At 41.1% G+C, this 12,098-nt stretch carries 15 protein-coding genes; 10 read left to right on the top strand and 5 right to left on the bottom strand.

Annotation, left to right across the window (positions count from 1 at the left end; translation table 11 throughout):
* Window positions 1-433: 433 nt before the first annotated feature.
* A complete protein-coding gene (locus tag ABD010_RS08105) occupies window positions 434-592 on the bottom strand; it encodes a hypothetical protein (protein WP_343811931.1) in 159 nt (52 codons plus the stop codon).
* A gap of 65 nt (window positions 593-657) precedes the next feature.
* Window positions 658-1,932, bottom strand: a complete 1,275-nt coding sequence (locus ABD010_RS08110) for a BaiN/RdsA family NAD(P)/FAD-dependent oxidoreductase (RefSeq protein WP_343812594.1) — start codon at window positions 1,930-1,932, stop codon at window positions 658-660.
* Between the two features lie 127 nt (window positions 1,933-2,059).
* Between ABD010_RS08110 and ABD010_RS08115 the strand changes: the two genes are divergently transcribed.
* The 4 genes from ABD010_RS08115 (at window position 2,060) to ABD010_RS08130 (ending at window position 5,925) form a co-directional block, all read left to right on the top strand.
* On the top strand, window positions 2,060-3,679 hold the full coding sequence (locus tag ABD010_RS08115; RefSeq protein WP_343811933.1) for a putative polysaccharide biosynthesis protein: 1,620 nt from the start codon (window positions 2,060-2,062) through the stop codon (window positions 3,677-3,679).
* A 13-nt stretch (window positions 3,680-3,692) separates the two neighbouring features.
* Complete coding sequence (locus ABD010_RS08120; protein ID WP_343811935.1) at window positions 3,693-4,412, top strand: pseudouridine synthase; 720 nt, start codon at window positions 3,693-3,695, stop codon at window positions 4,410-4,412.
* 13 nt (window positions 4,413-4,425) lie between these two features.
* Entirely contained in the window at window positions 4,426-4,977 is a 552-nt protein-coding gene (gene thpR / locus ABD010_RS08125; RefSeq protein WP_343811937.1) for an RNA 2',3'-cyclic phosphodiesterase, read from the top strand.
* Window positions 4,978-5,109: 132 nt separating this feature from the next.
* Entirely contained in the window at window positions 5,110-5,925 is an 816-nt protein-coding gene (locus ABD010_RS08130; protein WP_343811939.1) for a phosphotransferase, read from the top strand.
* Here the strand turns inward: ABD010_RS08130 and ABD010_RS08135 are convergent.
* A complete protein-coding gene (locus ABD010_RS08135) occupies window positions 5,912-6,199 on the bottom strand; it encodes a YtzH-like family protein (protein ID WP_343811941.1) in 288 nt (95 codons plus the stop codon). The genes ABD010_RS08130 and ABD010_RS08135 overlap by 14 nt on opposite strands.
* A gap of 168 nt (window positions 6,200-6,367) precedes the next feature.
* Between ABD010_RS08135 and trmB the strand changes: the two genes are divergently transcribed.
* Window positions 6,368-7,003 carry a tRNA (guanosine(46)-N7)-methyltransferase TrmB gene (gene trmB / locus ABD010_RS08140; RefSeq protein WP_343811943.1) on the top strand — a complete coding sequence of 212 codons (636 nt, stop codon included), beginning with the start codon at window positions 6,368-6,370 and terminating at the stop codon, window positions 7,001-7,003.
* Between the two features lie 67 nt (window positions 7,004-7,070).
* On the top strand, window positions 7,071-7,925 hold the full coding sequence (locus ABD010_RS08145) for a YtnP family quorum-quenching lactonase (RefSeq protein ID WP_343811945.1): 855 nt from the start codon (window positions 7,071-7,073) through the stop codon (window positions 7,923-7,925).
* 188 nt (window positions 7,926-8,113) lie between these two features.
* Here ABD010_RS08145 and ABD010_RS08150 read toward each other — a convergent pair whose 3' ends face one another.
* Entirely contained in the window at window positions 8,114-8,428 is a 315-nt protein-coding gene (locus ABD010_RS08150) for a PepSY domain-containing protein (RefSeq protein WP_343811947.1), read from the bottom strand.
* A 175-nt stretch (window positions 8,429-8,603) separates the two neighbouring features.
* Here ABD010_RS08150 and ABD010_RS08155 point away from each other — a divergent pair, with 175 nt between their 5' ends.
* The gene (locus ABD010_RS08155; RefSeq protein ID WP_343811949.1) at window positions 8,604-9,674 is read left to right on the top strand and encodes a M42 family metallopeptidase; all 1,071 of its coding nucleotides are present in this window, start codon (window positions 8,604-8,606) and stop codon (window positions 9,672-9,674) included.
* A 216-nt stretch (window positions 9,675-9,890) separates the two neighbouring features.
* Entirely contained in the window at window positions 9,891-10,403 is a 513-nt protein-coding gene (locus ABD010_RS08160) for a DUF84 family protein (RefSeq protein ID WP_343811951.1), read from the top strand.
* A gap of 35 nt (window positions 10,404-10,438) precedes the next feature.
* Here ABD010_RS08160 and ABD010_RS08165 read toward each other — a convergent pair whose 3' ends face one another.
* Entirely contained in the window at window positions 10,439-10,879 is a 441-nt protein-coding gene (locus tag ABD010_RS08165; RefSeq protein ID WP_343811953.1) for a YtoQ family protein, read from the bottom strand.
* 203 nt (window positions 10,880-11,082) lie between these two features.
* Between ABD010_RS08165 and ABD010_RS08170 the strand changes: the two genes are divergently transcribed.
* Together ABD010_RS08170 and ABD010_RS08175 are read left to right on the top strand one after the other, a co-directional pair.
* Window positions 11,083-11,625, top strand: a complete 543-nt coding sequence (locus tag ABD010_RS08170; protein WP_343811955.1) for a hypothetical protein — start codon at window positions 11,083-11,085, stop codon at window positions 11,623-11,625.
* A 144-nt stretch (window positions 11,626-11,769) separates the two neighbouring features.
* On the top strand, window positions 11,770-12,087 hold the full coding sequence (locus ABD010_RS08175) for a thioredoxin family protein (protein WP_343811957.1): 318 nt from the start codon (window positions 11,770-11,772) through the stop codon (window positions 12,085-12,087).
* Window positions 12,088-12,098 lie beyond the last annotated feature (11 nt).

The raw sequence follows: 12,098 nt of genomic DNA on the forward strand, positions 1-12,098 counted from the left end.
CCGATGGTAGTTGGGGCTTTGCCCCTGCAAGAGTAGGACGCCGCCAGGCATAATAAAAAAAGGAAGTGCACATGATACTATGTGCACTTCCTTTTTTTGTTGTCTGCGGAATAAAGTTTCGGATTAGCAACGGTAAACCTCGTCGCCTAACAACCAGCAAACTTTCTTTCGCGATGTTAAATCCAAATCAATCTTAAGCATAAGAACAGGGTACAAACTTCTGGTATTACATTATCAACGTAAAATACAACAATGACTTAAAACTTCCACCAGTTACTTGTTTATCATGTTTTGTAGTGAGAATAAGCATTATTATGTTAAAAAGTGACGATATTTATGTGCTCGATATTAAAAGGACGATTATTTTCACAATAACACTCCTGATACGTTAATTTATAAAAAGCGCACCCTCAAATCGGGTACGCTCTTTTTGTTACTGACGACCCCCGCCACTATTCATTTGTGTGACAAGGGGAACCATTTTTTGCATGGTTTGTCCTAAATTCTGGTTGTTTTTGGTCATCGTGTAGTAGGTAGCTGCTCCAACACCAACAGAGGCGATTAATGGTAGCCACATTTGATTTTTTTGCATGTTTTCAACCCTTTCATTAATGTCCCCGGACATTATTAGGTTGGAGTTAAAGACACAAAAACATGTCAGGAATCAACTGCCAATTCGCTTATCTGAGAAGCGGCATTCATCCCGGCCAGCCGTCCGGTGACAAGTGCAGATGTAATATTATACCCACCTGTGTAACCATGGATATCCAGAATTTCCCCGCAGAAAAAAAGACCGTGCATTTTTTTAGACTGCATTGTCTTCGGCACAATTTCTTTGATTGAAACACCGCCACCAGTGACAAATGCTTTATCCAGTGGTAAAGATCCGTTTACTTTCATGAAAAAATGCTTCATCTGATGAATTGCCGATCGAAGTGCTTCGCCTGAAAGGTTCGCTGCCTTTTGATCCGCATCAATCTTATTTTCCTGTAAAATAAATTCCAAAAGGCGTTCCGGCACAATTCCTTTTAAAATATTCCGTACCGATTTTTTAGGATTTTCCTTCATTGACTTGAGCAAGCCCTGTATTAGTTCCTCTTCCTGTTTATCCGGCAGCGTATCGAGTACCATTGATACTGCTTGCTGCCCCTTCATCAACTGTTTTACAACGAATTGTGAGCAGCGCAGTACAGCTGGACCAGAGATTCCGAAGTGGGTAAAAATCATATCCATCCGGTGAGTGACAACTGGCTTATTTTTCTTGTTTAAAACAGTCAAAGCCACATCCCTTAATGATAAACCTTGCAGTTGTTTACTTTTGATGAAGGCTTCATTTGATGTCAGAGCAACTTCTGTTGGATAGAGCTCGGTAACCGTGTGACCGGCTTTTTTTGCCCATGCATAGCCATCACCGGTTGAACCGGTATGTGGTACTGCTTTACCTCCAACAGCGATTACAATGGATGTAGTATGTAATTTTGCCCCATCCGTTAGAATGACACTATGCTCTGATTCATCATAATGTACTGCTTCTACCGGTGTGTTCATACGAACTTCCACATCCAGTTCATCCAGTTTATTGATTAATGCATTGACAACTGTTTTGGCTGAATTCGAAGCGGGGAACATGCGGCCGTGATCTTCTTCTTTTAATCCGACTCCCATTCCTTCAAAAAAATCAATAATGTCATAATTGCTGAAAACAGAAAATGGACTGTATAGAAATTTTCCGTTTCCTGGTATATGTCTGATTACTTCCTCCTGGGGGAGCCTGTTGGTTACGTTACAGCGGCCGCCACCGGAAATCGCAAGCTTTTTCCCAAGTTTTCTTCCTTTTTCGAGCAGAATCGTACTTGCGCCTTGCTCGGCCGCAGCGATGGCAGCCATCAATCCGGATGGTCCGCCGCCAATTACAATTACATCATATGTCACCATTTTTCATTCCCTTCGTATACATCGTATCATGTTTTCTACATAAGAAAAAAATTAAAATATAGCGTGAATAAATGTTATGTATGATAAAATGACAACTAAAGTATGAAAAATTGCAGGTGAAATAATGTCGAATATTGTCAGAGGCACCATGCTGCTAACTGGTGCCACTTTTTTATCAAAATTCCTGGGAATGATTTATCTCATTCCATTTAATATGCTTGTCGAGGAAAGTGGGGCGGCATTATACTCGTTCGCCTACATACCGTATAATATTTTAATCAGTATTTCTACGATTGGTGTCCCTTTAGCCGTTTCCAAATTCGTTTCAAAATATAATGCATTGGGTGATTTTGAAACCGGAATGCGCATATACAAAACCGGTATATCATTGATGCTGGTTACCGGTTTTATTGCATTTCTGGGATTGTTTTTTGGTGCAGACCCGTTAGCTAAATTTATCATTGCCAATGAAGATGTCGGTGGAATTTCCCGTGAACATGGGGCTATGGTCATCCGGATGGTAAGCTTTGCGTTATTAATCATTCCGGCAATGAGTATAACGCGCGGATTTTTCCAGGGGTATGAGTCAATGGGACCTACCGCTGTTTCACAGGTTGTCGAACAAATAATCCGGATTGTGGTTATTCTGGCAGCTACATTTATTATTATCAAAATTATTGGTGGCAGTGTTGCGACCGCGGTTGGTTTTGCAGCTTTTGCAGCGTTTGTCGGGGCGCTCGGTTCCTGTGCTGTTTTATGGTATTATTGGCGAAAACGGAAACCGTATATTCAAAAAAAGCTGAGCCAGCAAAAATTTTCGCATGACATACCAACAAAAGATTTAATCACAGAGTTATTCCGTTATGCAGGTCCATTTGTAATTGTTGGAATCGCAACGCCACTTTATCAATTGGTTGATACACTGACATTTCAACGGGCTATGATTGATATTGGACAAGGAGAACTATATGATACAGCACTGGGAGTAATCAATGTATTAGGGCATAAGTTGGTCATTATTCCGGTAACCATTGCGACGGGATTGTCCTTGGCTATTTTACCTGCTTTGACCAAATCTTATACAAACAACAACAGGAAGGTTATGAACCAGCAAATCAATCAGGCATTGCAGATTGTGCTTGTTCTGGTTGTACCGGCGGCGGTTGGCTTGACGATGCTGTCTGATTCAGCATATGGTGCGCTTTATGGTATTCATCAACTTGATATTACCGGTTCTCTGCTTGGCTGGTATGCACCGGTTTCGCTTTTATTTGCCCTGTTTACCGTGACGTCTTCCATTCTGCAGGGAATTAATCAGCAGCGATTTGCTGTCATCAGTTTAACCGGCGGCCTATTGATGAAAATACTGTTTAATATCCAGCTAATTCATATGTTTGGTGCAAAGGGTGCCATTTTTGGGACGGCACTTGCGGTAGGAACAGCGGTAGCACTTAATTTATGGCGAATCGGTGTATCCATCCGTTTTCCGTTTACCCAGACAATGAAGCGATTTTTGCTGGTCTGTATTTTTTCGGTTATTATGTGTATCACGATTTGGATTACAAAAGCAATATTTGGTACTTTCCTGCAAGTTGAAGAAAGCAGGCTGTCTGCCATCATTATGCTGCTTGCAGGTGTTGGCGCGGGTGCAGGTGTCTATCTGTGGTTTGCGTACGAATCTACATTGCTTGACCGGGTTTTGGGAAATAAGGTTCGTGTACTGGATAAGATTTTTCGCAGGTAAGGAGGGTTGATACATGCGTCTCGATAAATTACTGGCAAATATGGGTGTTGGCAGCAGAAAAGATGTGAAAGCACTGATCAAGAAAAAGAAGGTTACGGTAAATGAAGAGGCTGTTAAAGACAGTGGTTTGCATGTTGATCCTGAACACGATGTCGTTAAAGTGAATAATCAAACAGTAAATTTTCAACAATATATATACCTGATGATGAACAAGCCGCCTGGTTACATTTCGGCTACCACTGATCATCGTGAACAAACGGTAGTGAATATTTTGCCGGAAACATACCAAAAATTTAAGCCGTTTCCGGTCGGGCGTCTGGACAAGGATACGGAAGGACTGCTGCTTATTACCAATGACGGGGATCTTGCCCATCAGCTTGTTTCCCCGAAAAAGAACGTTGATAAAACGTATTACGCCAAAATCGATGGAACGGTCACAAATGCTGACATTCAAACTTTCGAAAACGGTGTGACACTTGATGACGGTTACCATACGAAACCGGCGAAGCTTGAAATTCTGTATTCCGATGATATTTCTCAAATTGAAATCACAATAACGGAAGGGAAGTTTCATCAGGTAAAGCGGATGTTTGAGGCAATCGGAAAAAAGGTAGTTTATTTAAAGCGGATCAGAATGGGAAAGCTACTGCTGGATCCTAATTTGGATGCTGGTCATACCCGTGAGCTGACGGAAGAAGAGCTGGCTTATTGTTTGTCCAAAAAAGCTAAATGAAAAGAGGGGTTACATGGCCGGATTGCCTCACTATTTTATAGCGGTTCCATTGCCACAGGAACTGAAACAATATCTGTCTGAAAAACAGCAGCAATTCAAGCAGATTGTACCGTACAAACAATGGCCGCATCCGGAAGATGTACATATTACATTAAAATTTCTTGGGCCGGTTTCACCCGGTCAACTGGACCAGCTTAACGTGAAACTGGAAAAGCTGACGGATCTGCATTCATTTCGGGTCAGGACAGGATCACTTGGGACATTTGGTAAATCAACTCAGCCAAGGGTTTTATGGGCTGGCGTTGAAAAAACAGAGGCATTATCAAAGCTGCAGCAGCTAGTTGACCAGCTTGCCAATGATTCCGGATTTGAGCAGGAGAAACGAACCTATTCACCACACATTACCCTGGCCAAAAAGTGGAATAATCGGGATGAAAATTTTCCTGAACTGCAGGACACCTGTATTGACGCATACCACCTTACTGTAAATGAGGTAGTGATTTACCGGATATTTCCACAGTCAATTCCGAAATACAAGAAAATTGCGGTGTATCAGCTGAAATAAAGGGCTGAATCCAAAGTTTGTTCTTGAAATAGACATTAAAATCCGATAATCTATTCTATGGTCTTACTTTCGGAAATCAGTAGTGCTGACAGATCATGTGAAAGTAAAAATGTGCAGAATTGAGGTATTGGTGTGAATTGGTTAAAGCAAGTACTTGGTAAAGAATGGAATATTGAGAAGGCTGGCGGGCTGACAGGTGAAGCTTTTATCGCTGAGAATAATAGAGAACGACTTTTTTTGAAACGAAATTCCTCGCCGTTTTTGGCTGTTCTTTCAGCTGAAGGTATTGTTCCTAAACTGGTTTGGACGAAGCGGCTGGAGAACGGGGACGTTATTACTGCGCAGGAATGGCTTGATGGCAGGGAATTAATGCCGGTGGAAATGCAGCATAATCAGGTTGCTGCTTTACTGAGTAAAATCCATAACTCATCCGAACTGCTGCACATGCTGATGCGAATGGGACGGAAGCCGGTAACACCGGAAGACCGTTTTCGGAATGTGAAGGAACAATTGATGTATAAAGAGGTTACCAGCAATTATACAGAGGTTGCCGAAGCTCTGGATAAATTGGAGCACCTGCTTCCGGTAACACATGAACAGAAGCAGGTAGTATGCCATTGCGACTTGAATCATAATAATCTTTTATTGACAAACGACGGACAACTTTATCTTGTTGATTGGGAGAATGCCATGATAGCTGATCCTGCAATGGATATCGGGATTATCCTAAAATGGTACATACCACCTGAGGATTGGGACAGCTGGCTGCGGGAATACGGTGTAACAAATGACCAATCACTGTTAAATAGAATGTATTGGTATCTTTTATTAGATTCCCTTTATTTTTTAAATTGGCATTTGCAGCGTGATGAAACGGATAAGGCGCTACTTAGATTGGAAGACTTGCGGGTATTGAATCTGGAAACAAACAGGACTATTCGGGATTGATTTGCTGAATAGCATCGACCCAGGTATTAATTTTTTCTTTATTTGCAGTTATATGTTCTGCATCGTTATGCGCAATTTCCCCTTGACGACCATAATTATAGATTTCCGGAAGAAGTTGAAGCAGCTGCTCATCAGAAATAGTGCCGTCAGCCATCATTGCCTGAACAAGGCGCTTAATTTGTTGATATTCGGAAATCTCACCACAGCAATCTTCATTCTGTTCACTTAATATATCCTGTAAAAGCCTTAACTGATTATTCAGGGTTAATGTCACTTCAAATCACCTCAAATGGTAGTGTTAACCATTACTGCAAATAATATGCTATGAATTTTATCACGTGTTAACTGGCAATCATTTCTCCTTTGAAGCATACAAAAGGGGGGACGAAGTAGGCTGTCCAGTATTTGAAGCTTCACTATAAATTAAGGGAGGTGCTGCAAGATGCGACAGCGAAATAAGCCATGGGCAGACGATTTTTTAACAGAAAATGAACATTTTATCATTCCTGACCCTGCATTGAATAAAGGCAGTTGGTCAAAATTATTTGGAAATTCCAATCCGATTTATGTGGAAATCGGGACTGGTAAAGGACAGTTTATTGCCGGGATGGCACAAAAATATCCGGATGTGAATTTTATTGGAGTTGAATTGGCTAAAAGTGTCGTCGTAACAGCTGCACAAAAAATAATGGAGAACACCCATGAGAATGTTTTGCTGATTAATGAAGACGCAGCAGAACTGGAAAATATATTTGCTGCGAATGAAATCGCGCAAATTTACTTGAATTTTTCTGATCCATGGCCGAAAAACCGTCATGAAAAAAGACGGCTGACGTTTCATGCATTTTTGGAAAAGTATCGGGACGTTTTGCGGGAGGATGGTGAACTTATTTTTAAAACCGACAACAGAGGTCTGTTTGAATACTCGCTCGTCAGTTTTTCCAATTTTGGAATGACATTAAAGGAAGTCAATCTGAATCTGCATGCGATTGATGACCCGAGCAATGTCATGACCGAATATGAAGAAAAGTTTTCAGCAAAAGGACAGGTAATCTACCGATGCCGATCTGTATTCTAAAGCGTGTTTGTTTACATGGTGTGTCTTCTTTCGCTAAACTGACTGTATAGGCAAAGGAGGATGACTAATGGAAACACTTCAGGTTGGCAGGGCAAAACTGACATGGCTTAACGGGGGAGTGAACTTCCTTGATGGCGGCGCGATGTTTGGTGTTGTCCCAAAGGCATTATGGAGCAGGAAATATCCGTATAATGAAAAAAACCAGATTGAATTACGAACTGATCCGATTTTACTTCAGCTGGATGGCCGGAACTACTTGATTGATTCCGGAATGGGCAATAGCAAACTTACCGATAAACAGCTACGGAATTTTGGAGTGCTTGAGCAATCCTCACTGCACAAATCGCTGGATGAAGTTGGGCTCACTGTCGACGACATAGATGCAATGCTTATGACCCATCTTCATTTTGATCATGCGTGTGGTCTGACGAAAGTGGCCGGTGATCGTTACGAGTCTATTTTTAAAAACGCAACGATTCACGTTTCCCAGGTGGAATGGGATGAAATGCGAAATCCAAATATTCGGTCTGCGAATACATACTGGGAGATGAACTGGAAACCTATTCAGGAACAGGTGCAGCCGTTTGAAGATGAAAAGCGGATTGCGGATGGGTTAAAAATGATTCATACCGGCGGACACAGTGATGGTCATTCGATTCTGGTATTTGAAGATGGGGATGAAACGTTTATCCACATGGCTGACATTATGCCGACACATGCACATCAGAATAAGTTGTGGGCACTTGCTTATGATGACTACCCTGTCACATCCGTTCATCAGAAGGAGAAGTGGATGGATTTCGGCTATTCCAAACAGGCATGGTATACCTTTTATCATGATGCGTATCTTCGCGCAGTTAAGTTTGATACGGAAGGCAAGCGGATTGATCAGGTTGACAGAGAAAGGTACGAATATAAATAAGTTAAAAGAGCCATCCTTTTAAGAGATGGTTCTTTGTGGTTTGACTGGAATATATTAGCAAAACAGAAATATATTAATCAGAAACAAAAAGCACTCCTTAACAGGAAGTGCTTTTATAATGTAAAGAGATTATTGGGAATAAGGTTTCACCCGACTTCTATTTATACAACTAGCGCTGTCGTTCCCTATCAGGCAGTTTGCACAGCCCCGATGACTGCACCTGTTTCAACGTCCACGTAGAATTCAAACTGCTTGTTTTCACCGTCAATATTTCGAGTTACACCACCACGATAAGCATTATATAACAAACCGTTCCGTTCCACTTCCTCAGGTTTCATGTAAATCCATGAACCGCTGATCGGACCCTGTTTTTTAAATGTCTCTTTTGCTTGTTGTAACGCTTTTTCCGGGGTTATTTTTTGGTAATTGTCAATTTGCTGTTTTGCTACATACCCGACTGCAACACCTAAACCGGCTGCCAGGACTGCTTTTTTTACGCTCATTACATTCACCTCTATACAAATTTATTCCAATTTCAATGGTTGTTCAATTCACCCCTTAGTATAACTTAAATTAAAAAAAATAGAAACTGATAGGCAGTATGGCTGTTTGGTGGAAAGCATAACCTGTTTTCGTTTATACTAATTATAGTCATATCTAATTAATGGGGGTATACATATGAAGCAGGAAACTATGGACATGTTTCAAACATTAACCGAATTGCAGGGTGCACCGGGAAACGAGCATCCGGTCCGAAATTTTATGAAACAGGAACTTGACAAATATTCTGATGAACTGATTCAGGATAATCTTGGCGGAGTATTCGGACTCAAGAAAGGAGACGGCGGCCCGCGTGTAATGGTTGCCGGTCATATGGATGAAGTTGGGTTTATGGTGACAAAAATTACAAAAAACGGAATGCTTCGTTTTCAGACACTTGGCGGCTGGTGGAGCCAGGTATTGCTGGCACAACGGGTTCAGGTTATGACAGACAACGGACCGATTACCGGTGTAATTGGGTCGATTCCGCCACATAATTTAACACCTGAACAGCGTAAAAAACCGATGGATATGAGTAATATGCTGATTGATATCGGGGCCGATAACAAGGAAGACGCTGAGCAAATTGGTGTGAAACCGGGACAGGCTATTTTGCCGATTTGTCCATTTACACCGATGGCAAATGATAAAAAGATTCTTGCAAAAGCATGGGATAACCGCTATGGCTGCGGACTTTCCATCGAGCTTTTGAAGGAATTAAAAGATGAGAAACTATCAAACGAACTGTATTCAGGTGCAACGGTACAGGAAGAAGTAGGTTTACGCGGTGCGCAGGTGGCGGCCAATATGATTAAACCTGATATTTTCTATGCATTGGATGCATCCCCTGCTAACGATATGTCGGGTGATGAAAGTGAATTTGGTCAGCTTGGCAAAGGGGCATTACTCCGGATTTTTGATCGAACCATGATTACACATCACGGAATGAGGGACTTTATTCTGGATACAGCGGAATCGAATGATATTCCTTATCAGTACTTTATTTCACAGGGCGGCACAGATGCCGGGCGTGTTCATTTGTCCAATGATGGCGTTCCATCTGCTGTAGTAGGAATATGCTCCAGATACATTCACACAGCTGCATCGATGATTCATGTGGATGATTATCAGGCTGCCAAGGAATTAATCGTCAAGCTTGTAAAATCGACGGATCAAAGTACGCTGGATACCATTAAAAAAGCAAATTAAGTGGATAAAGCTGCTGTCACTGAGGTGATGGCAGCCTTAATTTATGTTGATACTTTTGATATTGGTGGCAAGGGAGTACGTATCGAATTCAAGAGATGGAAGGTCACTTTCAAGAGCTTGGGTGCAATCTTCAAAAGGTGAAATGCCAACTTCAAGAGTTTAAGCATCATCTTTAATATTAAATTTTGAAAAATAATTCGGTGAAACATAAGTGAGGTGTCTGAAGTGAAAATTTTAATTGGATCGAAAAATCCGGCTAAAATTGATGCTGTGGGTTCGGTCTTTAATAATGATAATATTACCGGAATTGAAGTGCCGTCACAAGTCAGTGCTCAGCCTGTAACGGATGAGGAGACCAGACGCGGTGCGATAAATCGGGCGTGGCGATGTGTCTCAGAATCAACGTGCGACATAGGCATCGGTTTGGAAGGTGGTGTGATGACACTGGATGGTCAGCTGTATGTAACGAATTGGGGAGCACTCGCTTCTTATGATGGCACTATCATTACGGCAGGTGGTGCGAGAATCCAGCTCCCGCATAATTTCTCAGCCAAACTCAATCAGGGATTGGAACTTGGTGACATAATGGACGAGTATGCGAAACGCCAGGATGTGCGAAAAAAAGAAGGGGCTATTGGCATTTTTACAAATGAACTGATTTCCCGAAAAGAAATGTTTGTCCACGTTGTAAAACTTTTAAAAGGCCAGTATAATTTCAGCCAAAAATAAGCAGCAGAAATTCCGCTGCTTACTTAGCTTCTTAGTTATTCGTAAATATATGCCAATACATCAAGTGCCTGGTCAATGTTTTCAACTGTGACATTTGCTTTGTTTGATAATTCCTTCAGTGGATGTACCAGTGATTCGGGACGTATGATGATGGTTGGTTTATTCATGGAAATTGCAGTACTGGTGTCCATTGCAGTATTCCACTGTTTGTAGCTTTCTCCGAATAACGCAATAACTGCATCGGACTTCTGCATCAATACTTCTGTTCTGAAGTTATTGATGTCTGATGCCGCATCATCTTTCACTGTTTTGTCCGGTTGCTCGCCTAAAATATCCTCCCCAACATTATCGGATCGTTCATGATTTGTCTGTGGCGACACAAACGTGACAGGCAGACTCTTTTCTTTAGCCTTGGCTTTCACCTGTTCGCGCCAGTCGTCATGAATTTGTCCTGCTAAATATACGGTTAATTCCATTAATATTCCCTCCAGTTTCTATTTGTCTATTTTCCATGTTATCGTTTTTGTTAAACTTCGCAAGTAAATGTTCTTATCGTAAATTGAGCAAACATACGCAAGGGAAAGTTTTCGCTAGGGTTGGAAAAACCTACTGCTTGTAAAATTCGAAAATCATAGTATTATGTAAAGAGGTAAATTGTACTATTTCAGGGGGAAGAAAAATGGAAAAGAAGTACAAATTAACTGTTGCTTTGCTTTTTCTTGCTGCCGTTTTATTTGGCTGCAGTTTTCAGTCGGAAAAGGAAGCAGTAAACGGAGCCGAGAAAACAGCTGAAGCAGTGTTTAATTCCAATAAAACAATGGAAACAAATCATGAGGTAGATGGATTTTCGTTGTTTTTGCCTGATCGGATGGAAGTAAAAGAAGCGAGCAAAAGCAATGTAATTTTAAAAGATGGTGATCAGACATATATTGTTTTTCACAACAGTCTGGAAAACGCAACTAGTCAGTTGGGCTACAAAGCTGCCAAAAAGGATTCAGCATTGTTGCTTGAGTCGTTTAAAGATGATAAAAAATTTGGTTATATTCGAATCCTTTCTCATGATGAAAAAGATAATTATGAACTGCAGGTTGGAGTTGGCGGTGTTAAAATTACAACATTTACGACCAAAGACCGTCTTGATAATGATTCAAAGGCACTGATGAAAGTGGCCAGATCAATATCTAATTCCAATCGGACAACAGCCACCAACGTGCAGGAATAAGTATAAAACCAGCCGAATGCAACAAAGGCTGGTTTTCTTTATACCATTGATTAGTAATCGTCGGCTTTTTTAATGTCTGGTTAATGTCTGGTAATTGATTCGAAGCGAAAAGCAAGATATGATTGGAAATGGAGGATGATGAATATGAAAACTGTAACTTCAATAGAGGAATGGAATGAATTGACAAACAATGAAAATGTGATTGCATTATTTACTGCAGGCTGGTGTCCTGATTGCCGTGTAATTGAACCGGAAATGCCGGAAGTCGAGAAAAAATATCCGGAATATACATTTTTGGAAGTCGATCGGGATCAATTCATCGACCTGTGCGCTAAGAATGATGTTTTCGGGATTCCAAGTTTTCTTGCGTTTAAAGACGGAAAGGAAACCGGAAGATTCGTCAGTAAAGACCGTAAAACCAAAGAAGAGATTATGACATTTATTGATGGACTTCCAAGTTAGGAAGGAGGATC

This window comes from Virgibacillus siamensis (assembly GCF_039522605.1).
Taxonomy (GTDB): domain Bacteria; phylum Bacillota; class Bacilli; order Bacillales; family Amphibacillaceae; genus Lentibacillus; species Lentibacillus siamensis.